Origin of the sequence: Xanthomonas pisi DSM 18956, from assembly GCF_001010415.1 — a bacterium.
Classification (GTDB): Bacteria; Pseudomonadota; Gammaproteobacteria; order Xanthomonadales; family Xanthomonadaceae; genus Xanthomonas; species Xanthomonas pisi.
This window is the reverse complement of the sequence record NZ_JPLE01000008.1, coordinates 24,727-45,762: the sequence shown is the minus strand read 5'-3', so window position 1 is coordinate 45,762 and position 21,036 is coordinate 24,727. Positions and strand designations below refer to the sequence as shown.

Genomic DNA, 21,036 nt, shown 5'->3' with positions numbered 1-21,036 from the left:
GTGATGCCGGGCTTCGGAGCGGCGGATCTGCGGCTTGGTTGCAGTGCCCTTGCGCGCCCACCATCGCGGGACACGCTGCAAGGACGTCCCTGTAAGCTCTTACGCGGCATCCATGCCGCGTCAGGTCCCGCGACGGTGGGCGCGCAAGGACCAGTCGGAATGGTCGGTGTGCAAGTGAAAGCAATGCATGAACCGCTTTGCCAATCGGACACTTCGATTGCTTTCCTTGTTTTCCTGCAATAGCGCCGTAGTAGCAAGCCCACACGACATGTGCTGTGACCGCTTTGGGTTGGCTGCCGACCAACTGTCTGGTGCGGGGTCCTTGCCGATTGGGGGACCGTGGGGCGGCATGGATGCCGCCATCGAGTCCCCAGTGACGGGTTCACGGCGTGTCCCGCGAGCGGTGAGGGCACCGCGCACTCGACCTGCGCGGCTTGAAACCATCCAAATGACGTTGACAGCGGCCGACACAACGAAGGCGCAGCCGCTACTCGGTGCTGCGCGTAACACTTCAATTCCTTCGCGGCGTCCACAGCTGCGACTGCGCGCTAGGTTTTGTAGCCGCTCTGCGTCCATTGGCCCAAGCGTCGCAACGAAACGTGGCGAGCACTCAGCGCCCGATCACCAACTCCACTGGCGCATCGGCAGGCAGTTCCACCATTACGGGTACGCTTTCCACATCATCGGCCTGGCGCATTGCATTGCCGCTGCGCGACACGCGTGCCAACACCTGCACCTTGTCCAGCGACGACAGCGTGCGTGTCGGCATCGGGCTGTCGCCATCGTCCAGGGTGATGGTCAACGGCAATTCGCTCAGCGCGTGTTTTTCCACCGCTACCGGCATCGGGGTGTCTGCTGCGCGGGCGATGACGAAGACGCTGGTATCGCCAGGCAAGCCGGCGCGTTTGGCAAGTTCGGCATCCAGCGTCACGCGCACCTGGAGGCGTTTGCCGCTGGCTGCATCGGTTGCAGGCGCCGCCGGTGCCTGGATCGGTTCCAGCTTGGCTTCCTGTCGCGCAGCGTTGATCTGTTCGAGCAGACCGGGCCGGGTGGCGGCATCGACCACGCTCAGCAACGGTTCCCAGGTTTCGCTGGCCTTGGCCGGTTCACCGGCCTGGCGCTGCACCACACCCAGAAACCAGCGAGCGCGCTGATGGTCCGGCTGCACCGCCAGCGCGTGTTCGAGCAGGCGCATGGCCTGCGGGTCCGGGCGCCCGCTGTCGTCGGCGAGCATGCGCGATTGCGCTGCCGCCACCAGCACGTCCGGCTCGTCCGGGCGCAGCGCCACCGCACGCGCAAACGCATCGCTGGCCTCGGCGAATTTCTGCTGGCTGGACAGCGAGCGCCCCAGCAACACCCAGCCTTCGGCCTGCTCGGGGTTACGCGCCAGGGCGCTGCGCAGTTGCACGATGGCCTCGTCCAGGGTGCGTGGCGTGACCGGTCGGTCGGCCACCTGCTCGATTGCCGACGGTGTGCCGACCAGCCAGTACAACGACGCGCTTGCCGCCAGCAACAGCAGCGCCACACTGGCCGCCAGGCTGCGCGTCTGGTGCCACAGCGGGCGCAGCGCCACGCCGAAGGCGAGCAGCGCGATCACGGCAACCGCCAGGACGAAGCCGACCATCACCACTCCTGCTCATCGGCGGGCAACGCGGGCGCGGCAGCGCTGCGTCGGCGCACCACCAGGACAACCGCGGCCGCCCCCAGCAGCAACACCAGCAGCGGGCCGAACCACAGCAGCCAGGTGCGCGATTCCACCTGCGGGCGATACAGCACGAACTCGCCATAGCGGGCGACCAGGAACTGCCGGATCTGCGCATCGCTGCGGCCTTGGTGCATCAAGGCCAGCACCTCGCGGCGCAGGTCCTGCGCGATCTGCGCGTTGGAATCGGCCAGCGACTGGTTCTGGCACTGCACGCAACGCAACTCGGCGGTCAGCGTGTGGAAGCGCGCTTCTTCGGCCGCCGAGCGGTACTGCAGCGGCGCCGGGTCGCCGACCGGTTGGGCCAGGGCCAGCCAGGGCAAGAGCAGCAGCGTCAGCAGCCAGGCGCGCTTCATGGGTTGGCGTGCAGGTCCGGGGCGGCGCTGGGCGAGCGCTCGATCTTGCTCAGCACCGGAATCAGCTGGGTGTCGATGATGGATTGGGTGAGCATGCCGCTGTACTTCCAGCGCACCACGCCGCGCCCGTCGACCAGAAAGGTTTCCGGTGCGGCGGCGATGCCGAAATCGATCGCGGTACGCCCGTCTTTATCGGCCACCACCAACAGATACGGATTGCCCAGTTGTTCGAGCCAGCGCAAGGCATCGGCGCGCTCGTCCTTCCAGTTGTAGCCGATCACGCGCACGCGCTTGGTCAGCGCAAAGCGGCTCAGCACCGGATGTTCTTCGCGGCAGGCCGGGCACCAGCTGCCCCACACGTTGATGATGTACGGGGCGCCGCGCAGCTCGCGCGCATACACCACGATGCTGGGGTCGTGCAGCAGCGGCAGCGCGAACTCCGGTGCCGGCTTGCCGATCAGGGCCGAGGGCAGGGCATCGCGATCGTCCTGACCGGAGCGCACCACCGCGTAGACCAGCAGCGCTGCCAGCGCTAGCAGCAGCACGATGGCGCCCACGAGTACCGCAGTGGGCAGGCGGGGCGAACGTGACTCAACCATCTTGGATCTCCGGAGAACGACGAAAACGCCGGTCGGCCGCAGTGACCAGGCCACCGAGCGCCATCAGCAGCGCCCCCAGCCAGATCCAGCGCACGAACGGTTTGAGGTGGACGCGGACCGCCCAGGCCTGATTGCCCAACGGTTCGCCAAGGGCGACATACAGGTCGTCGAATGGACCGGGGCGGATCGCCGCCTCGGTCAAGGTCTGTCCGCCGCTGGCATAGCGCCGTTTTTCCGCATGCAGCACGCCCACCGGCGCATCGTCCTTGAACACCTGCAGGTTGGCGCGGTCGGAGACGTAATTGGGCCCGCGCAGTTCTTCCAGGGTGTCGAAATGCAGCGCGTAGCGGCCGATCTGCACCTGCTGGCCCGGCGCCAATGCGACCTCGCGCTGCAGGCTCAGCGACTCCACCAGCAAGGCGCCGGCCAGAAACACCGCAACGCCCAGGTGGGCCAGCACCATGCCCAGCATTTCGGCAGTGAACTTGCGCCCCTTGGCCGCGCGACGGGTCCACAGGAAGCGTGCCGTGCCAAGCATCACCCATGCCGCACCGGCCACGCCGATGGCGGCTTTCAGCTGGCCTTGCGGCGCCATGACCCAGGCCAGTGCGCCTGCGGCAAGCGCCAGGCCTGCCCACGGTGCCAGCAACGCCAGCGGCCGCGAGGCCTGTTCGCGCTGCCAGCGCGTGAGCGGGCCGAACGGCAGCAACGCCACCAGCGGTGCCATCAGCACCACGAACAAGGTGCCGAAGTAGGGCGGCCCGACCGACAGCTTGCCCAGGCCAAGTGCATCGGCCAGCAAGGGATACAGCGTGCCCAGCAGCACCATGGCACAGGCGCAGGTAAGCAGCAGGTTGTTCAACAGCAGCAAGGTTTCGCGCGAGCTGCCGGCAAATGCGCGGAGCGGGTCGTTGCTGGCGGACATGCCCGGCGCGCGGATGGCATACAGCAGCAATGCGCCGCCGACCACCACCAGCAGGAACACCAGGATGAACAGCCCGCGTGACGGGTCGGCGGCAAACGAATGCACGCTGGTCAGCACGCCCGAGCGCACCAGAAAGGTTCCCAGCAACGACAACGCAAAGGCGGCAATGGCCAGCAGCAAGGTCCAGCTGGCGAAGCTGCCGCGCTTTTCGGTGACCGCCTGCGAATGCAGCAAGGCGGTGCCCACCAGCCACGGCATGAAACTGGCGTTTTCCACCGGGTCCCAGAACCACCAGCCGCCCCAGCCCAGCTCGTAGTACGCCCACCAGCTGCCAAGTGCGATGCCGACGGTGAGCATGGCCCAGGCCACATTGGTCCACGGTCGCGTCCAGCGCAGCCAGCGCGCATCCATGCGGCCTTCCAGCAACGCAGCGATGGCGAAGGCGAACGGCACCGCAAAGCCGACATAGCCGCAATACAGCATCGGCGGATGGATGATCAGCCCCGGGTCCTGCAATAGCGGATTCAGATCGGCGCCTTCCAGCGGCACCGGCAACAAGCGCGCGAACGGATTGGAGGTGAACAGCAAAAACGCCAGGAAGCCGATGCTGACCAGCGCCATCACCCCGAGCACGCGCGCCACCACCTGCGCGGGCAACTGCCGCGACCACAGCGCCACCGCCCCGGTCCACAGCGCCAGCACCAGCGTCCACAGCAGCAATGAGCCTTCGTGCGCACCCCACACCGCCGAGTAGCGATACATCACCGGCAGCAGGCTGTTGGAATTCTCGGCGACATAGCGCACCGAAAAATCCTGCACCAAGAACGCATGCGTCAGCAGCGCGAAGGCCGCAGCGATCAGGCCAAGCTGCACCAACGCCGCCGGGCGCGCCACCGCCATCCAACTGTTGCGCCCGCGCTGCGCGCCGGCCAGCGGCAATGCGGCCTGCACCAACGCGACCAGCAAAGCCAGCACCAGCAGGAAGGTACCGAGCTCAGGCAGCATGGAGAACTCGCGAATGGCAGCAGAGCATCGCAGCGCGGTGCCGGGAACCGGCAATCAAGCGCCGGAGAAGGCCGGATACAGGGGCGATAGCAAAACACGTGCTGCCAGTCGTCGCGCCGTGCCTGCTGTTGGAATCCGCCCCTGCTGTCGTCGTGCCAGGTTCTTTGGTCTGCGCGCCCATGCAGCGACGTGCTGCCGGGCGCAAGCAGAGCGAGAGCATCAATGGCCGGCAAGCCGGCACCGGGGCACGATCCGCGCCGATGCGATGCGGCTCGATTGCCTGCGTTTGCCGGTCTTCCTGTCGGCCGCCACCGCATCCGAACGTCACTGCATCACCTTGCCCGGGGCCACCTGATGCTTGCGATGCGCGCTGCCCATCTTGTCGGCTACTTCCTTCGGCATGTAGGTCTCGTCGTGCTTGGCCAGCACGTCTTCGGCCACGAACACGCCTTGCTGCATGCGACCGGTGGCGACCACGGCCTGACCTTCGCGGAACAGGTCCGGCAGGATGCGGTCATAGCGCACCGGTAGCTGCGCATCGCCGTCGGTGACGCGGAACTGGGCTTCCAGCGAGCCGGAAGCGCGTTTGAACGAGCCTTTCTCGACCATGCCGCCGAGCCGGAACCGGGCGTGGTCGCCGGCGTCGCCGCGCAGCACCTCCGACGGCGTGTACAGATACGCCACGTTGCGCTGCAGGGCCATCGCCACCAGCGCGGTCGCCAGCCCGGCGGCCAGCACCAATGCCAGCACCAGCCACAGCCGGCGGCGGCGTTGCGGGTTCATCGGGTCAGCTCCACATCGCTGGGCACGCTGCGCTTGCGCTCGCGCAGGCGGCGCGCCTGCGCGATCTTCAGGGCGCGACGCACCTGCCAGCGGCCGGCGATCAGGTCCCACAGCAGCACCAGCACGAACACCGCGTAGGCAGCGATCACATAAGGCAGATAGCTCATGCCGCGCCCTCGGCGTCGCGCACGATCCAGGCCTTGCCGGCCTCGCGGCGCAGGTTGTCGGCGCGCGCGCGGGTGAGCAGCGACCCTGCGAACCAGAACTTGGTGCCGATCACCATCAACCACAGCGGCAGCAGCATGCTGGCATCGATGGTGGATGGGCCGAGCAGACGAATGCTCTGGCCCTGGTGCAGCGAGTTCCACCACACCACCGAGTAGCGGATCACCGGCAGCAGCGCCACCCCGACGATCGCCAGCAACGCCGCCGCACGTGCCGCCTGGCGACGGTCGTCGATGGCGTGATACAGACCGATCACGCCCAGATACAGAAACAGCAGGATCAGTTCGGTGGTCAGTCGCGGGTCCCAGTCCCACCAGGCGCCCCACATCGGCTTGCCCCAGATGCTGCCGGTGAGCAGCGTGATCACGGTGAATGCCGCGCCGATCGGTGCGCAGGCCATCGCCAGGATCTCGCACACCTTGATGCGCCAGATCAGCGCGATCGCCGCGTACACCGCCATCAACCCGAACACGAACAAGCTCATCCACGCGCTCGGTACATGGATGTACAGAATGCGGAAGCTGTCGCCCTGCTGGTAATCGGCCGGCACCGCAAACAGCGCCTGCCACATCCCTGCGCCCAGCAACACTGCGGCCAGCGCGTAGCACCACGGCGCCCAGCGCGCGGTAAATCGGTCGAAGATCGGAGGAGAGGCGACTTGATGGAACCAGCGGACGACGACATTCATGCGATGGCGATGGCTCTTGGCATGGCGATGGCTTCTTGCATGGAGACAGCTCTCGGGACGACACCGCCGTACGACCTACGGTGTCCCATCAACGGCGCATCTGCAACAGCGATCAGCTGAGCGAAATCCGGATCGCCGCCGCTGCCGCCAATGGCGCCAGCACGATACCGATCACCAATCCGGCGCCCAGCAACAACAACGCACCCACCGCATCCTGCCCTTGCCCGCTGGCCGCAACGCTGCCGGCGCCGAACACCAGCACCGGCACATACAGCGGCAATGCGAGCAACGCCACGAGAATACCAGAGCGTTTCATCGTCACCGTCAGTGCCGCAACCACGGCGCCGAGCAGACTCAATAAGGGTGTGCCCAGCGCCAACGATGCCAGCAGCACCGGCAGTTGGTCATGTGGCAGGTGCAGCAATTCGCCCAACAACGGTGTCACTGCGATCAATGGCAGCGCGCTGGTCGCCCAATGCAGCAGCACGCGCACCGCGATCAGCCACGCCAGCGGTACCGGTGCCAGCAACCATTGTTCCATCGAGCCGTCTTCCACGTCGCTGCGGAACAGTGCGTCCAGCGACAACAGGCCGGCCAGCAGCACCGACAGCCACAGCACCGCCGGTGCCGCCTGCGCCAGCAGGTCGGGGCGGCCGCCCAGGCCCAGCGCAAACAGCACCACGATCAGCAACGCGAACAATGCCGGCTGCAGGGCATCGCTGCGACGGCGCCACAGCAATTGCAGATCGCGGCGCAGCAGCGCGCGCGCGGCCTGCAGCAACGAGGGTTGTGGCGACGGCGCGCTCATGCCGCAGCCTCCAGGGTGAGCATGCGGGTGCGCACCGGCGGGGCCGCATAGGCGCCATGGGTGGTGACCAGCGCTGCGCCACCACCGCGCAGATGCGCGGAGATCATCCGGTTGACCAGGGTGATGCCGTCCAGGTCGAGGTTGGCATAGGGCTCGTCCAGCAGCCACAACGGCGCAGGCGACAGCCACAGTCGCGCCAGCGCCAGGCGCTTGCGCTGCCCGGCCGACAACTGCCGCACCAGGGCATCTTCGTAGCCGGCCAGCCCGACGATGGCCAGCGCGCTGCCGGGCATCTGCTTGGCACGCCGGCCATGCAGTCCGCACAGGAAATGCAGGTTCTCCAGGGTGCTCAGATCGGCCTTCAGCCCCGGCAAATGGCCCAGATAGGCCATGAAGCGGCTGCGGTCGCCGCGCCGGGCGGTCTTGCCGTCGATCTGGATCTGGCCCTGTTCCACATGCAGCAGGCCGGCCAGCACGCGCAGCAAGGTGGTCTTGCCGGCGCCGTTGTCGCCCTGCACGAGCAGGGCCTCGCCGGCATCGACATGGAAATCCAGCGGGCCGAACACCGGCTCTTCATTGCGGCTGAAAGCCAGCGCGCGCGCCGCCAGCAGCGGCGGCGCAGTGTGCAGCGGTTCGATCATCGGCGCAGCGGGCTCCCGTCGCAGGACGGCATAAGGAAGGACGGACAGGGCGCGCATTGTAGCGACGATGGCCGCGGCACGGGCGCACCGCAGCGGCGCGATGTGTCCGGGAACGCTGTTTTGCGCCAGGCCTGGCGCACCCGCGCGGCCGCTTTGCGTACACTCGCGGTCCCCGATTGCTGACCGGACAGGCGCGATGCCCCTCACGACCAAGCTGCCCAAGGTGGGCACCACCATCTTCACCGTCATGTCGCAACTGGCGGCCGAGCACGGCGCGGTCAACCTGGGGCAGGGCTTTCCCGATTTCGCGGTGCCGCAGCGCCTGGTCGATGAGCTGGAGGCGGCCATGCGCGCCGGCCACAACCAGTACCCGCCGATGACCGGCGTGGCGGCGCTGCGCCAGGCCATCGCCGGCAAGGCGCAGCGCTGCTACGGCGCGCAGGTCGATGCCGATAGCGAGATCACCGTCACCAGCGGTGCCACCGAAGCGATCTTCAATGCCATCCACGCGGTGGTGCGCGCAGGCGAGGAGGTCATCGTGCTGGACCCGGCCTACGACTGCTACGAGCCGGCGATCGACCTGGCCGGCGCGCGCGCGGTGCACGTGGCCTTGCACCCGCAGACCTTCGCCATCGACTGGCCGGCCTTGCGCGCGGCGATCACACCGAAGACGCGGCTGTTGATGATCAACTCGCCGCACAACCCGTCGGGCGCGATGCTGTCTGCCGAGGATATGCAGCGCTTGACCGAGCTGCTGCGCGGCACCGACATCTTCCTGCTGTCCGACGAGGTCTACGAGCACATCGTGTTCGATGGCCGCCGCCACGAATCGGTGCTGCGCTGGCCGGAATTGCGCGCGCGTGCGTTCGTGATTTCCAGCTTCGGCAAGACCTATCATTGCACCGGCTGGAAGATCGGCTACGCCATCGCGCCGCCGGCACTGAGCGCCGAGTTCCGCAAGGTGCACCAGTACAACACCTTTACCAGCTTCGGCCCGGCCCAGCATGCGTTCGCGGCGATGATCCGCGACGAGCCCGAGCACGACGAGCAGCTTGGCGCGTTCTATCAGGCCAAGCGCGACCGTTTCCGCGAACAGTTGCTCACCACGCGGCTGACGCCGTTGCCGGTGCCCGGCGGGTATTTCCAGCTGGTCGACTATTCGGCGATCAGCGATCTGCCCGACACCGAATTCGTGAAGTGGCTGACGGTGGAGAAGGGCGTGGCCGCGATTCCGCTGTCGCCGTTCTACGAGCAGGCACCAGCCGGTCAGCGACTGGCGCGGCTGTGCTTTGCCAAGAACGATGCGACGCTGGATGCGGCGATCGCGCGGTTGCAGCAGCTCTGACGCGCTGGGATTCGGGAATCGGGATTGGGGATTCGTCACGGCGGTTGGTCGTTTGTTGACGAGTTCGCAGAGTGCCGATGACAGGAAGCCACCCGAGACCCGCCGTTCGAATCCCCAATCCCCACTCCCGACTCCCGAGTTTCCAATGCACGATCTGCGCATCTCCCTGATCCAAGGCGACACCCGCTGGCATGATCCGGCCGGCAATCGCGACTATTACGGTGCCTTGCTGCAGCCGCTGGCCGGGCAGACCGATCTGGTGATCCTGCCGGAGACCTTCACCAGCGGGTTTTCCAACGAGGCCATCGACAAGGCCGAAGGCATGGATGGGCCGACCGTGGAGTGGGTGCGCGCGCAGGCGGCGCGGCTGGGTGCTGCCGTCACCGGTAGCGTGCAATTGCGCACGCCCGAAGGCGTCTTCAACCGGCTGCTGTGGGCCACGCCGGACGGAGCGCTGCAGTATTACGACAAGCGCCATCTGTTCCGCTTCGGCAACGAGCATCTGCGTTATGCGGCCGGGCGCGATCGCCTGTGCGTGGAATGGAAGGGCTGGCGAATCAATCCGCAGGTCTGCTACGACCTGCGATTCCCGGTGTTCTGCCGCAACCGCTTCGATGTCGAGCGGCCCGGCCAGCTGGATTTCGATCTGCAGTTGTTCGTCGCCAACTGGCCGTCGGCGCGCGCCTATGCCTGGAAGACGCTGCTGCGCGCACGCGCCATCGAAAACCTGTGCTTTGTGGCGGCGGTCAACCGCGTCGGCGTCGATGGCAATCAGCTGCACTACGCCGGCGACAGCGCCGTGATCGATTTCCTCGGCCAGCCGCAGGTGGAAATCCGCGAGCGGCCGCACGTGGTCACCACCACCATCAGCGCTGCGGCCCTGGCCGAGCACCGCGCACGCTTCCCGGCAATGCTGGATGCCGATGGATTTGTGATACGGGATTAGGGATTAGGGATTGGTACAAGCAGGAAAGCCCCAGCTGTCCGCTCGCCTGCCTTTGCGAATCCCCAATCCCCAATCCCCAATCCCGTCTACTCACCCAACTTGATCTCGTAGATCTTCGGCCAACGCTTGCCGGTGACGAACAGCCGATCGTGCTTGGCGTCGTAGGCGATGCCGTTGAGCACATCGTTGCTGGAATCGGTGAGCGTGTCGGCATCGGGCACCAGCGCCTTCAAATCGATCCAGGCGATGACCTTGCCGTTGGCCGGGTCGATCCGCGCAATGCGGGTGGTGAGCCAGACATTGGCCCACAGCTCGCCCTTGACCCATTCCAGTTCGTTGAGATTGTCCAATGGCTTGCCGCGGGCGGTGACCTTGATGGTGCCGATCTGTTTCAAGCTCTGCGGATCCAGCCGGCGGATGTTGGCCGTGCCATCGCTCATGTACAGGTTGCGCCCGTCGCTGGTCAACGCCCAGCCTTCGCCGGCATAGGCGAAGTGCGAACGCGGTGTCAGCGTTGCCAGGTCGTAGACGAAGCCTTGCTGGTTACGCCAGGTCAACTGGATCAGCCGGTCGCCCCAGGCCACGATGCCTTCGCCGTAGTAGGGCGCGGGGATGTCGGCTTGCTGCAGCACGCGGCCGGTCTCCAGCTCGACCTTGCGCACGCTGGACTGGCCCAGCTCGCCGGTGCTCTCGTACAGGTACCCATCGAGATAGAACAGGCCTTCGGTATAGGCGGCGGTGTCGTGCGGATAACTGTTGACGACGGTATAGCCCCGGGTCGGAATCGCCTCGCCGCAATGTGCGAGCGACGGCAGCAGCAGGGCAGCGAAGATCAGTCTGTAGGCGATGCGTGACATGCACGAATGATCCCATGCCGGCGCTGCTTCTGCAGCGCGCGGCCAGGCGCGCGCCGGGATAATCATTCGCTGAACGCGCGTTGGAGAGCCGTCGTGACCTTGTCGCGGCTGCTACATCGGCGCTGCTAGTCTCGCGCCACGTCCACCACCGGCTACGCACGCATGATCAAGTCACTGTCTCTTTTTGCCCTGCTCGGCGCGGCAACGCTGGCGCCGCAGGCGCAGGCCGCCGGCAATATCGATTGCCAGCTGAAGTTCAACCTGTCCGGTTGGTCGGTGTTCTACAAGACCGCCAGCGGCACCGGCACCATCACCTGCGATAACGGCGCGGTCATTCCGGTCAAGATCTCCAGCAAGGGTGGCGGCCTGACGGTTGGCAAATCCAAGATCACCGGTGGCCGCGGTTCGTTCTCAGGCGCCTACAGCCTGAACGATCTGTTCGGCACCTACGCCGCTGCCGAAGCGCATGCCGGCGTGGTCAAGTCCAGCACCGCGCAGGTGGTCACCAAGGGCGATATCTCGCTGGCCCTGGCGGGCACCGGAGAGGGCGTCGATCTGGGCATCAACGTCGGTAACTTCGTTATCGAACGCCGCAAGTAAGCGCAGCCGGGAGCCTGCTGCGCCTGGTGTCGGATGGGCGCGGCGGCTCCGCAGGATCTGAGCTGCTCTGCAGGTCTTTGCGCCAGGCGCGCATGTCTGATGGTCGATGGTTGGCGCTGTGCCTTGCGCCAGTTCACGCGCTTGCGCATCGTGCCAGTGGCGCGCTGCGCTCGGCGGCTGCCTGCGTCGATGCGATGGGCCTGGCAAGTCCGAGCCACATCGGGTGGAGGGCGAGGTCATCGTCGCTTTCACTGCCGCTGCAATCGAACATGATGCGCGGCGCCATTGGGTGCACAAACAAAAACGGCCCTTTGCAGGGCCGTCTTTTATTGCGCATGCCGTAGCTTAGCGACCGCGATTGCCGCCGCCTGGCGGACGACGATTGCCGCCGCCCGGCGGGCGCCCACCCGGGCCGCCTGCGCCACGCGGTGCGCCGCCCGGGCCACCGGGACCGCGATTGCCGCCCGGACCACGGTTACCCCCCGGGCCGCCAGCGCGTGCGCCGGTCGGACGACCTGCCGGACGCGCCGCGCCATACGGGCTGAAGCCCGGATTGGCGTGATCGGACGGAAAGCTCGGTGCATTGCCCGGGTGTCCATACGGATGTTTGCGCTGTCCCTGACCCTGCGACTGGCCCTGTCCACCACCGGCACCGCCGCGCCCTGGGCCACCTGCGCCGGGACGTGCATTGCCTGGGCCGCCGGCACCTGGCCGCGCGCCACCCGGACCCTTCTTGGCATAAGGACGCGCCTGGCCGGTGCCGGGGCCGCTGGGGCCGGCATTGCGGTGACCGCTCGGGCCGGTGCTCACGCCATCGGGTACATACCAGCTACGGAATGCGGCCGGGTTGCCGTCCGGCAACGAGCGGTCACCCTTGGCCGGGCCGCGTTGCTTGAACGGGCGCTGCTGCGACTGCTTGGCGGCCGCTTCGCCGCTGACGGTGAGGCCGCCCTTGAAGCCGCCGGGCTTGCCGCGACCGCGGCCGCCACGATCTTCGCGCAGGTTGTCGAAGCGACGCAGTTCGCGGCCTTCGTCGGCGCCGGAGGTCTGGCCATTGACGTAGGCGTTGCTGCGGCCATCGCGCGAGACGTGCACGGTGGACTTGGCAGCGCGACGCTGGCCGATCACCGGCTGCAGGGTCAGTGCAGACGGCGCGCCTTCTTCCAGCTTGAGTTCCGCACGCAGGGCGTCGACCTTGTCCTGCGCCACTTCCACCGACTGCCCACGCAGCAGTTCGCGCGGCAGCGAGATCTTGCCGTAGCGGCTGCGCTTGAGGCGACTGACCTGGCAGCCCTGCGATTCCCACAGGCGGCGCACTTCGCGGTTGCGGCCTTCCTTGACCACCACGCGGAACCAGTCGTGCGAATCGGTGCCGCCGATGCGTTCGATCTCGTCGAATTTGGCGCCGCCGTCCTCCAGCAGCACACCGCGCGACAGGCGCTCGATGATGGCGTCGGAAACCTTTTCTTCGCCTTCCGGGGCGCGCACGCGTACCACGTATTCGCGTTCGACCTCGTAGGAGGGGTGCATCATCGCGTTGGCCAGCTCACCGTCGGTGGTCAGCAGCAACAAACCGGTGGTGTTGATGTCCAGGCGGCCGATGGCGATCCAGCGCGAGCCTTTCAATGCCGGCAGTGACTCGAACACGGTCGGGCGGCCTTCGGGATCTTCGCGCGTGGTCACTTCGCCTTCGGGCTTGTTGTAGATCAGTACGCGCGAAGGTTCGGTCAGCGCGCTGGCGACGAAGCTGCGGCCGTCCAGCTCGATCTTGTCGCCGCTGCGCACCGACATGCCGGTCTGCGCGACGGCGCCATTGACCTTGATCAGGCCGTCGGCGATGCGCTGTTCGAGCGCGCGGCGCGAGCCCAGGCCGGCCTGGGCCAGCACCTTGTGCAGGCGCTCTTCCAGCTTCGGCGCTTCGGGCGCGCTGTCGCGCTTGAGGGAAAGCTTGTTCAACGACAGCTTGCGGGGGGTGTCACTCATGTGTCTGGCTCCGGCCGACGCGCTCTGGGTCGGCCTCTGGGTCGGAATCGGCTTCGTCAACAGCCACGGTCGTCGTCGCGACGGCGTTGTCTTCGTCTTCGTTCACTGCATCCGCGCGCGTGCCCGGCGCGGTGTCGGGGTCGCCCTCACGGGCGTCGTCTGGGTCCAACGTGTTCGGGTCCTGCGGTACTTCATTACCCGGATCATCGGCGCCGGCGCGGTCATTGGCCTTGTCGTCGTCGTGGTCTGGTTGGTCACTCGATGCGGTCGCGGTGCTGGCTGCATGATCGTCAGCATCGGCATCGGCATCGACAGTGGTTTCAGTAGCGGGGTCAACCTGCGTCTGGTTTTCGGTGTCGCTGGTGACTTCGGTCGTGCTGCCCGGGTCTGGCAAGGCGTCGGCGTCGCGGTGTTGCGGCGCGTCGTCGCCTTGGTCGGCATCCGCGCCAGCGCCAACATCCGCTGTCGACTCCGCATCCGCATCCGGGCCAGTCGCGGCAGCCGTGGCTGCATCGGTGTTGGCGCCATCCGCGTCGTCCGTCCGTGTACCCGTGTCCGCATCCGCATCCAAGTCAGTGTCGTCGCTTGCTGTCTCCATCGCCGCCGATGCCGGCACCGCGCCATCCAGCTGACCGTCGCGGTCCAGCGGCAGCTGCGGTTCCAGCTCGGCAATGTCCTTCAACTCAGACAATGGCGGCAGCTCGTCCAATCGCTTGAGCCCGAAGTAATCCAGAAAGCCCTTGGTGGTGCCGAACAGCGCCGGCTTGCCGGGTACGTCGCGATGGCCGACCACGCGGATCCATTCACGTTCTTCCAGTGCCTGGATGATGTTGCTGCTGACCGCCACGCCGCGCACCTGTTCGATCTCGCCGCGGGTGATCGGCTGGCGGTAGGCGATCAGCGCCAGGGTCTCCAGCGTGGCACGGGTGTACTTGGTGCGGCGTTCGGTCCATAGGCGGGCGACCCAGCCGTGCACATCGGCCTTGACCTGGAAGCGGAAGCCCGAGGCCACCTCGACCAGTTCCACGCCGCGCTCGGCGCAGCCTTCGCGCAGCAGTTCCAGCGCGCGCTCGACGCTGCCGGGCGGCGCCGGCTCTTCTTCGGGAAACAGCCCCTGCAGCTGCGCCAGCGTCAGCGGCTGGCTGCTCGCCAACAGGGCGGCTTCGATGATGCGGGTGATCAGCGCTTGATCCATTCGGTGATCGGCTTCAGATAGGTTCGTTGGCAGCGTCGCTGTCATCGAATTCGCTGGAGAATTGCAGCGGCGCATTGGTGTTGCCCAACGCCAGCGACTTCACGTAGATCGGCGCCAGCGGCGCTTCCTGCACGATGTCCAGCAACTGCTCCTTGGCCAATTCGAGCAGCGCCAGGAAGGTGACCAGTACGCCGAGCTTGCCTTCTTCGGCAGTGAACAGCGATTCGAAACGGTAGAACTTGCCGTCGTCCAGGCGACTCAGCACATCGCCCATGCGCTGGCGCACGCTCAGCGCCTCGCGTTTGATCGCATGGCCGGTGAACAACTCGGCGCGCTTGAGCACGTCGTACAGCGCCATCAGCATTTCTTTCAGTTCCACCGGTGGCGGCAGCTTGACCGCTGCGCGTTCGGGCAGGTGCGCCTGCACCGGGGCGCTGTCGCGGCCCATGCGGGGCAGGGTGTCCAGGTCTTCGGCGGCCTGCTTGAAGCGCTCGTATTCCTGCAGACGGCGCACCAGCTCTGCGCGCGGGTCTTCTTCTTCGCCGTCCTGGCTGGGTGGGCGCGGCAACAGCATGCGCGATTTGATCTCGGCCAGGATCGCGGCCATCACCAGATATTCGGCCGCCAGTTCGAAGCGCAGCTCCTGCATCACATTGATGTAGTCCACGTACTGCCGGGTGATCTCGGCGACGGGGATATCCAGGATATCGAGGTTCTGGCGGCGGATCAGGTAAAGCAACAGGTCGAGCGGACCTTCGAACGCATCCAGAATCACTTCCAGCGCATCCGGCGGGATATACAGATCCTGGGGGATCTGCAGTACCGGTTGCCCATGCACCACCGCCAGCGGCATTTCCTGCTGCTGTGGATGAGCGCTTGCGGCTGGCGGAGTCGCGACGTGCGCGAGTTCGGAATTCATCAGGTCGACATCGGGTCTTACGGTCGCCGGCCGCGGTCTGAGCCGCGCCTGCAGGGCTTTGCCTTGAGTTATTGCGATCAATGTCGTGCCTGCTTCGGCACGATCCCACAAATCCACATCCGCCGGTCCGCATATCATCAGGCGCCGCGTGGCAGGCGGCGACGGAATAGCGGGGAGGTCGTCTACGCGAGCCGGCGGTGGGCAGCGAATCGGTCGTCGAATGAGGCATGGGGCCTGGGCCGACGGGCCGCTGCGTCCGGTTGCGTGTGCAGTAGCGTCAAGGGTAATGCGTGCGCGGGGGCGGTGTCCAGCGCTGACGCGGCTAGAATCCCGGCGGTGATCTTCAAGTCCTGGATGAGGTGGCATGTGTGGTACGTAATCGAAGGGTATGACGGGGCCGATGCACTGGCCGCGCGGCAGCAGGCGCGACCGGCGCATCTGGCGCGACTGCAGGCGCTGGCGGCGGCGGGGCGGTTGCTGGTGGCAGGCCCGTGCCCGGCCATCGACGCCGAAGATCCGGGTCCGGCCGGCTTTAGCGGCAGTGTGGTGATTGCCGAGTTCGACGCCTTGCAGGACGCACGCGCCTGGGCCGATGCCGACCCCTATGTGGCTGCGGGCGTTTACGTGCGCACGGACGTGCGGCCGTTCCGCCGGGTGTTGCCATGAGCCGGGTCGAGCGGATTCGCGAAGCGTTGCAGGCGGCATTGGCGCCGACCGAGCTGGAGGTGGTGGACGACAGCCATCGGCATGCCGGCCACGCCGGTGCCCGCGACGGCCGCGGCCATTTCAATGTGCGCGTGGTCAGCGCCGTCTTCGCCGGCAAGCCGCCGCTGGCGCGCCATCGCGCGGTCTATGCCGCGGTTGGAGAGATGATGCAGACCGACATTCATGCCTTGTCGATCGAGGCAATCGCGCCGGGCGAGGCGGGGTAAACCGAACCCCAGAAACCAAACCGCCGTCGTAGGAGCGCGTCCGGGCGCGACGGGCTTTTTCGGTAATGCCCGTCGCGCCCGGGTGCACTCCTACGGGTGAGGTGTTGCCGCCCCCCGATAGCGCACTCGAGCACCACCGCCTGACGGGCAAGTCCCATTGCCTGAGCTCCCAATCGATGCAGCAGGCCCAACCACCCCAACCGTGATCGCCGTTCACCTTCGTTTGCGGAAACGTGGGCGCGGATTTGTTGCGCCGCAGCACATTCATTCACGCATTCATCACTCGCAGACGCTTGATCTGTAAGCGTTTTCACGGGCGTGAAGACAGGGGTTTACGCCCGCTTATGAAAACGCTTACAGTCCGCGCCAGTTTTGGGAAGTCGGTCGCGGAGGGCGACACGAATGGCCAAGGGTGCGGTCACCATCAAAGATGTCGCTCGGGAAGCACAGGTCTCTGTCGCCACCGTGTCGCGTGCGCTCAACGGTCACGACAACGTTGCCGGGCCCGTGCGTCAGCAGGTCATGGACGTGGCCGAGCGGCTGCGCTACAGCCCGCATGCGGCAGCCCGTAGCCTGAGCAGCCGGCGGTCGCAGACCCTGGGCGTGGTGCTGCCCGACCTGTATGGCGAATTCTTCTCCGAGTTGATCCGCGGCATCGACGGCGCCGCGCGCGCTGCCGGCCAGCACTTGCTGGTGTCCAGCTATCACGGCGACCCGGAGGCCCAGGGCAGGGCGCTGCGGTCGATGCGCGGGCGCGTCGACGGCCTGCTGGTGCTCTCTCCCTACGCCGAGCAGCCGGGATTTCTCACCGACAACCTGCCGCAGTCGCTGCCCACTGTGCTGATCAATGCGCATCTGCCCGGCGCCGGTTATCCGGTGCTGAGCATCGATGACCATGCCGGCGCCATGGCCATGACCGAGCATCTGTTGGGCGCCGGCCACCGGCGCATCGCCTTCATCGGCGGGCCCTCGCTCAATTTCGATGCGCGCGAACGCCTGCGCGGTTTCCGCGACGCGATTGCCGGATTCGGCGACCAGGCGCAGGGAATCGAGTATGCCGGCGACTTCGACGAAGCCTCCGGGCATCGTGCCGGGCTGGCGATGCTGGCCGCCGACGCATTGCCCGATGCGGTGTTTGCCGCCAACGACATGACCGCGCTCGGCTGCCTGTACGCGTTTGCGCAGGCCGAGGTGTCGGTACCTGGCGATGTGGCATTGGCCGGCTTCGACGACATTCCGCTGGCGCGCTTCGTCCACCCGGCGCTGACCACGATGCGGGTCAGCATCGCGCGCCTGGGCGAACAGGCGATGACCCGATTGATGCGGCTGGTGGAACTGCCCGGCCATGACGACGGTATCCGCCAACTGCTCACGCCCGAGCTGGTGATACGGACTTCCTGCGGCGCCGGCGAGCCCGGTCCCTGACTTTCGCGGACGTTCTGTCCGCTCCCGCTGCTCCCCCGCAGCGGTCGTTCCTGCTGGTTTGCAACACCACAACAACAATCTGTACCGATCCCTGGAGGGACCAATGCGCCACCACCACCCCCATTCCGCCCGCCCGGCGCGCAAGCTGCTCAGCTGTGCCCTGGCCAGCTGCCTGCTGCTGGGCGCCGCGCCTGCATTTGCACAGAGCACTGCCGCGACCATCCGCGGCCAGGTCAGCGTCGACTCCGCTCCCGCCGCCCAGGCGCAGGTGACGGCCACCAACGTGGCGACCGGCCTGACCCGCACCGTGCAGGTCAGCAACGGCGGTTACTCGGTCGGCGGCCTGCCGCCGGGCTCGTACCGCATCGACGTCACCGCCAATGGTCAGACCAGCTCGCAGAATGTGACGGTGCAGGTTGGCCAGACCGCGACCTTGAACCTGGGCGTCGGCGGCGAGCCGGCCACGGCCGAAGCTGGTAACGCCACCACGCTGGACGCGGTGCAGGTCAAGGCGCCGCCGGTGCTGGTGGAAACGCGCACCTCCGAGAACGCCACATACATTTCCAACGTGCAGATCCAGAACCTGCCGCGTGCCACGCGCAACTTCCTGGAACTGGCCGACACCGTACCGAACGTCCAGTTCACCCGCGACGCCAACGGCACCACCAAGGTGCGCACCGGCGCCACCTCGGCCGAAGGCACCAACGTCTACATCGACGGCGTGAGCCAGAAGAACTACGTGCTGACCGGCGGCGTCAGCGGCCAGGATTCCAGCCGCGGCAATCCGTTCCCGCAGTCGGCGATCGGCGAGTACAAGGTCATCACCTCCAACTACAAGGCCGAGTTCGACCAGGTCAGCGGCGCGGCCATCGTGGCCTCGTCCAAGTCCGGTACCAACGATTTCCACGGCAGCTTCTTCTGGGATACCAGCAACGACGGCTGGCGCGAAGAAAGTCCGCTGGAGAAGAAGGCCGGCGTGCGCGACGACTTCGAAGAAACCCAGTACGGCGCCACCTTCAGCGGCCCGATCCTCAAGGACAAGGCGCATTTCTTCGTCGCCTATGAAGCCAAGGAATACACCACCCCCAACGTGGTGATTCCCGGCTCGATCTATTCGGACCGCGTCGACCAGTTGCCGGCGCAGCTGCAGCCGCTGGTGGCCACCTACAGCACCCCGTTCAAGGAAGATCTGTACTTCGCCAAGATCGACTGGACCATCGGCGACAACAACCTGTTCGAACTGAGCGGCAAGTACCGCAAGGAAGACGAGCTCAACGACGTCGGCGGCACCTCGACCTACGAGCACGGCAGCATCAACGGCCAGGAAGAAAAGCGCGCCAACCTGCGCTGGCAGTACAGCGGTGAAAGCTTCCTCAACGAAGCCAACTTCAGCTACGAAAGTGCATTCTGGAACCAGGCGCCGATCAACAACGGCACCGGGTACGTGCTCAGTTATGCGCCGGTACGCGGCATCGAGGACGAAGTGCTCTCCGCCGGTGCCGGCGGCAGCTTCCAGCGCAAGGGCCAGAAGGGCTGGACCTTCCAGGACGATTTGACCTTGAACAGCCTGGAGTGGCACGGCGCGCACACCGTCAAGATGGGCGTGAAGTTCAAGAGCATCGATCTGGATTCAACCCAGTTCAACCCCGCCAACCCGCAGTATTACTACAACATCCTCGGTGATCTCGGAACGCCGTACCGGGTGCGCTTCGGTGCGCCGCTGGTCGAAGGCGGCGGCTCGGTGGTGTCAAAGAACAAGCAGTACGGCATCTACCTGCAGGACGACTGGGAGGTCAACGAGCACTGGACCCTGAACCTGGGCGTGCGCTACGACTACGAAGAAACCCCGGCGTTCCTGGACTTCGTCACGCCGTCCGATGTGGCCGGTGCGTTGCAGAACTGGCCGAACTTGCAGAACGCCAACTACAACATCAACAACTTCATCAGCACCGGCAACAACCGCAAGGCGTTCAAGAACGCCTGGCAGCCGCGCCTGGGTGCCTCGTACGACCTGTTCGGCGATCAGGCCCACGTGATCTACGGCGGTGCCGGGCGTGCCTACGACCGCAACATCTTCGATTACCTGGCGCTCGAACAGCTCAACAATTCGTTCAAGTCCTATAGCTACTACTTCACCAACCCTAACGCCCAGAACGGCCAGGCCTGCCTGGGCGACCCGTGCACGGCATGGAATCCGGCTTACAACACCCAGGAAGGGCTCGATGCACTGGCGGCGACCAGCGCTGGCGGCGGCGGGCGTGAAATCTATCTGATCGACAACAACATCAAGACCCCGTACTCCGACCAATTCAGCATCGGCATGCGCAACATGGTGCCGCTATGGGGCCAGGACTGGTTCACCGACGTGACCCTGAGCCGCATCGAGAGCCATGATGGGTTTGCCTTCGTGCGCGGCAACCGCCTGCCCGACGGGTCGTTCTTCCAGCCCGGCACCACCTCGGGCGCACCGACCGACGGCCCGGACGGCTACAGCGCGATCGTGCTGGGCACCAATGGCGTGGAAACCCGCAACAACCAGCTCGCGCTGCAGATCGAAAAGCCCTTCGACGAAGAGTCCGGCTGGGGCCTGACCGTGGCCTACACCTATTCCGATGCCAAGGAAAACCGCCAGTTCGGCGAGCACTACGCGCTGGATCGCGAGCGCGTCCAGGACTACGGCTGGCGTGAAGCCGGCGGTATCGCCAAGAACCGCCTGGTGGTCACCGGCATCTACGAGCTGCCTTACGAGGTCAAGCTGTCCGGCAAGCTGTCGCTGGCCAGCCAGACCGCGCGCTACGGCCAGAATTGCCTTGCCGGCAACGACCAGTGCGACATCATCCAGTTCAAGCCGGATGGCACGTTGGGCTACAAGGAGTTCAGCATTGCCGCCAACAAAGAATGGGATACCGGTGCAGGTGTCAAATTCAACGTGCGTGCGGATATCCTCAACGTGTTCAATTGGGTGAACTACGCCAACTTTAACGGCGAGACCGGGACACTGGACGACTTGAACACGGCTTACGGCACACCGACCGGTGTGCTGGCGTCGCCGATGCGGACCTTCCGTCTGGCCTTTGGCCTGAACTGGTGAGGTGCTCGACC

Annotated in this window: 20 protein-coding genes; 7 read left to right on the top strand and 13 right to left on the bottom strand. The window is 66.2% G+C overall.

The window, feature by feature from the left end:
- Nucleotides 1-610: 610 nt before the first annotated feature.
- From Y887_RS01690 to ccmA, 9 genes are all read right to left on the bottom strand, one after another.
- A complete protein-coding gene (locus Y887_RS01690) occupies nt 611-1,624 on the bottom strand; it encodes a tetratricopeptide repeat protein (protein ID WP_046962707.1) in 1,014 nt (337 codons plus the stop codon).
- A complete protein-coding gene (locus Y887_RS01685; protein ID WP_046962704.1) occupies nt 1,624-2,058 on the bottom strand; it encodes a cytochrome c-type biogenesis protein in 435 nt (144 codons plus the stop codon). The genes Y887_RS01690 and Y887_RS01685 overlap by 1 nt, the downstream gene beginning before the upstream one ends.
- Nucleotides 2,055-2,657 carry a DsbE family thiol:disulfide interchange protein gene (locus Y887_RS01680; protein WP_046962703.1) on the bottom strand — a complete coding sequence of 201 codons (603 nt, stop codon included), beginning with the start codon at nt 2,655-2,657 and terminating at the stop codon, nt 2,055-2,057. Before Y887_RS01680 ends, Y887_RS01685 begins: the two co-directional genes overlap by 4 nt.
- Complete coding sequence (locus Y887_RS01675; RefSeq protein WP_046962702.1) at nt 2,650-4,587, bottom strand: heme lyase CcmF/NrfE family subunit; 1,938 nt, start codon at nt 4,585-4,587, stop codon at nt 2,650-2,652. The genes Y887_RS01680 and Y887_RS01675 overlap by 8 nt, the downstream gene beginning before the upstream one ends.
- A 324-nt stretch (nt 4,588-4,911) precedes the next feature.
- Nucleotides 4,912-5,370: a cytochrome c maturation protein CcmE gene (gene ccmE / locus Y887_RS01670; protein ID WP_046962701.1), complete on the bottom strand. Its 459-nt coding sequence runs from the start codon at nt 5,368-5,370 to the stop codon at nt 4,912-4,914.
- Nucleotides 5,367-5,537: a heme exporter protein CcmD gene (locus tag Y887_RS01665; RefSeq protein ID WP_046962700.1), complete on the bottom strand. Its 171-nt coding sequence runs from the start codon at nt 5,535-5,537 to the stop codon at nt 5,367-5,369. The genes ccmE and Y887_RS01665 overlap by 4 nt, the downstream gene beginning before the upstream one ends.
- A complete protein-coding gene (gene ccmC / locus Y887_RS01660; RefSeq protein WP_046962699.1) occupies nt 5,534-6,283 on the bottom strand; it encodes a heme ABC transporter permease CcmC in 750 nt (249 codons plus the stop codon). Before ccmC ends, Y887_RS01665 begins: the two co-directional genes overlap by 4 nt.
- A 112-nt stretch (nt 6,284-6,395) precedes the next feature.
- Complete coding sequence (gene ccmB / locus Y887_RS01655) at nt 6,396-7,091, bottom strand: heme exporter protein CcmB (RefSeq protein WP_046962698.1); 696 nt, start codon at nt 7,089-7,091, stop codon at nt 6,396-6,398.
- Nucleotides 7,088-7,732: a heme ABC exporter ATP-binding protein CcmA gene (ccmA, locus tag Y887_RS01650; protein ID WP_046962697.1), complete on the bottom strand. Its 645-nt coding sequence runs from the start codon at nt 7,730-7,732 to the stop codon at nt 7,088-7,090. Before ccmA ends, ccmB begins: the two co-directional genes overlap by 4 nt.
- A gap of 196 nt (nt 7,733-7,928) precedes the next feature.
- Between ccmA and Y887_RS01645 the strand changes: the two genes are divergently transcribed.
- Nucleotides 7,929-9,077: a pyridoxal phosphate-dependent aminotransferase gene (locus tag Y887_RS01645; protein WP_046962696.1), complete on the top strand. Its 1,149-nt coding sequence runs from the start codon at nt 7,929-7,931 to the stop codon at nt 9,075-9,077.
- Nucleotides 9,078-9,222: 145 nt separating this feature from the next.
- Entirely contained in the window at nt 9,223-10,023 is an 801-nt protein-coding gene (locus Y887_RS01640; protein ID WP_046962695.1) for an amidohydrolase, read from the top strand.
- Nucleotides 10,024-10,109: 86 nt separating this feature from the next.
- Here Y887_RS01640 and Y887_RS01635 read toward each other — a convergent pair whose 3' ends face one another.
- A complete protein-coding gene (locus Y887_RS01635) occupies nt 10,110-10,880 on the bottom strand; it encodes a glutaminyl-peptide cyclotransferase (RefSeq protein ID WP_245879425.1) in 771 nt (256 codons plus the stop codon).
- Nucleotides 10,881-11,042: 162 nt separating this feature from the next.
- On the opposite strand from Y887_RS01635, the gene Y887_RS01630 reads away from it, so the two are divergent.
- Nucleotides 11,043-11,480: a hypothetical protein gene (locus Y887_RS01630; RefSeq protein WP_046962693.1), complete on the top strand. Its 438-nt coding sequence runs from the start codon at nt 11,043-11,045 to the stop codon at nt 11,478-11,480.
- A 345-nt stretch (nt 11,481-11,825) separates the two neighbouring features.
- Here Y887_RS01630 and Y887_RS01625 read toward each other — a convergent pair whose 3' ends face one another.
- The 3 genes from Y887_RS01625 to Y887_RS01615 are packed head-to-tail and all read right to left on the bottom strand — an operon-like array spanning nt 11,826 to nt 15,577.
- Nucleotides 11,826-13,463 (bottom strand): pseudouridine synthase, encoded by a 1,638-nt coding sequence (locus Y887_RS01625; RefSeq protein WP_046962692.1) that lies wholly within the window; start codon nt 13,461-13,463, stop codon nt 11,826-11,828.
- Entirely contained in the window at nt 13,456-14,658 is a 1,203-nt protein-coding gene (gene scpB / locus Y887_RS01620) for an SMC-Scp complex subunit ScpB (RefSeq protein WP_046962691.1), read from the bottom strand. Before scpB ends, Y887_RS01625 begins: the two co-directional genes overlap by 8 nt.
- A 13-nt stretch (nt 14,659-14,671) precedes the next feature.
- Nucleotides 14,672-15,577, bottom strand: a complete 906-nt coding sequence (locus Y887_RS01615) for a segregation and condensation protein A (RefSeq protein WP_046962690.1) — start codon at nt 15,575-15,577, stop codon at nt 14,672-14,674.
- 366 nt (nt 15,578-15,943) lie between these two features.
- Between Y887_RS01615 and Y887_RS01610 the strand changes: the two genes are divergently transcribed.
- From Y887_RS01610 to Y887_RS01595, 4 genes are all read left to right on the top strand, one after another.
- Complete coding sequence (locus Y887_RS01610; RefSeq protein ID WP_046962706.1) at nt 15,944-16,243, top strand: YciI family protein; 300 nt, start codon at nt 15,944-15,946, stop codon at nt 16,241-16,243.
- The gene (locus tag Y887_RS01605; RefSeq protein ID WP_046962689.1) at nt 16,240-16,509 is read left to right on the top strand and encodes a BolA family protein; all 270 of its coding nucleotides are present in this window, start codon (nt 16,240-16,242) and stop codon (nt 16,507-16,509) included. Before Y887_RS01610 ends, Y887_RS01605 begins: the two co-directional genes overlap by 4 nt.
- Before the next feature lie 402 nt (nt 16,510-16,911).
- Nucleotides 16,912-17,934 carry a LacI family DNA-binding transcriptional regulator gene (locus tag Y887_RS01600; RefSeq protein WP_046962688.1) on the top strand — a complete coding sequence of 341 codons (1,023 nt, stop codon included), beginning with the start codon at nt 16,912-16,914 and terminating at the stop codon, nt 17,932-17,934.
- A gap of 103 nt (nt 17,935-18,037) precedes the next feature.
- The gene (locus Y887_RS01595) at nt 18,038-21,025 is read left to right on the top strand and encodes a TonB-dependent receptor (RefSeq protein ID WP_046962687.1); all 2,988 of its coding nucleotides are present in this window, start codon (nt 18,038-18,040) and stop codon (nt 21,023-21,025) included.
- Nucleotides 21,026-21,036: the final 11 nt, after the last annotated feature.

Excerpts from the sequence above, each read along its gene's own strand:
- Y887_RS01690 (WP_046962707.1), bottom strand. The coding sequence starts at position 1,624 with ATGGTCGGCTTCGTCCTGGCGGTTGCCGTGATCGCGCTGCTCGCCTTC.
- Y887_RS01685 (WP_046962704.1), bottom strand. The coding sequence starts at position 2,058 with ATGAAGCGCGCCTGGCTGCTGACGCTGCTGCTCTTGCCCTGGCTGGCC.
- Y887_RS01680 (WP_046962703.1), bottom strand. The coding sequence starts at position 2,657 with ATGGTTGAGTCACGTTCGCCCCGCCTGCCCACTGCGGTACTCGTGGGC.
- Y887_RS01675 (WP_046962702.1), bottom strand. The coding sequence starts at position 4,587 with ATGCTGCCTGAGCTCGGTACCTTCCTGCTGGTGCTGGCTTTGCTGGTC.
- ccmE (WP_046962701.1), bottom strand. The coding sequence starts at position 5,370 with ATGAACCCGCAACGCCGCCGCCGGCTGTGGCTGGTGCTGGCATTGGTG.
- Y887_RS01665 (WP_046962700.1), bottom strand. The coding sequence starts at position 5,537 with ATGAGCTATCTGCCTTATGTGATCGCTGCCTACGCGGTGTTCGTGCTG.
- ccmC (WP_046962699.1), bottom strand. The coding sequence starts at position 6,283 with ATGAATGTCGTCGTCCGCTGGTTCCATCAAGTCGCCTCTCCTCCGATC.
- ccmB (WP_046962698.1), bottom strand. The coding sequence starts at position 7,091 with ATGAGCGCGCCGTCGCCACAACCCTCGTTGCTGCAGGCCGCGCGCGCG.
- ccmA (WP_046962697.1), bottom strand. The coding sequence starts at position 7,732 with ATGATCGAACCGCTGCACACTGCGCCGCCGCTGCTGGCGGCGCGCGCG.
- Y887_RS01645 (WP_046962696.1), top strand. The coding sequence starts at position 7,929 with ATGCCCCTCACGACCAAGCTGCCCAAGGTGGGCACCACCATCTTCACC.
- Y887_RS01640 (WP_046962695.1), top strand. The coding sequence starts at position 9,223 with ATGCACGATCTGCGCATCTCCCTGATCCAAGGCGACACCCGCTGGCAT.
- Y887_RS01635 (WP_245879425.1), bottom strand. The coding sequence starts at position 10,880 with ATGTCACGCATCGCCTACAGACTGATCTTCGCTGCCCTGCTGCTGCCG.
- Y887_RS01630 (WP_046962693.1), top strand. The coding sequence starts at position 11,043 with ATGATCAAGTCACTGTCTCTTTTTGCCCTGCTCGGCGCGGCAACGCTG.
- Y887_RS01625 (WP_046962692.1), bottom strand. The coding sequence starts at position 13,463 with ATGAGTGACACCCCCCGCAAGCTGTCGTTGAACAAGCTTTCCCTCAAG.
- scpB (WP_046962691.1), bottom strand. The coding sequence starts at position 14,658 with ATGGATCAAGCGCTGATCACCCGCATCATCGAAGCCGCCCTGTTGGCG.
- Y887_RS01615 (WP_046962690.1), bottom strand. The coding sequence starts at position 15,577 with ATGAATTCCGAACTCGCGCACGTCGCGACTCCGCCAGCCGCAAGCGCT.
- Y887_RS01605 (WP_046962689.1), top strand. The coding sequence starts at position 16,240 with ATGAGCCGGGTCGAGCGGATTCGCGAAGCGTTGCAGGCGGCATTGGCG.
- Y887_RS01600 (WP_046962688.1), top strand. The coding sequence starts at position 16,912 with ATGGCCAAGGGTGCGGTCACCATCAAAGATGTCGCTCGGGAAGCACAG.
- Y887_RS01595 (WP_046962687.1), top strand. The coding sequence starts at position 18,038 with ATGCGCCACCACCACCCCCATTCCGCCCGCCCGGCGCGCAAGCTGCTC.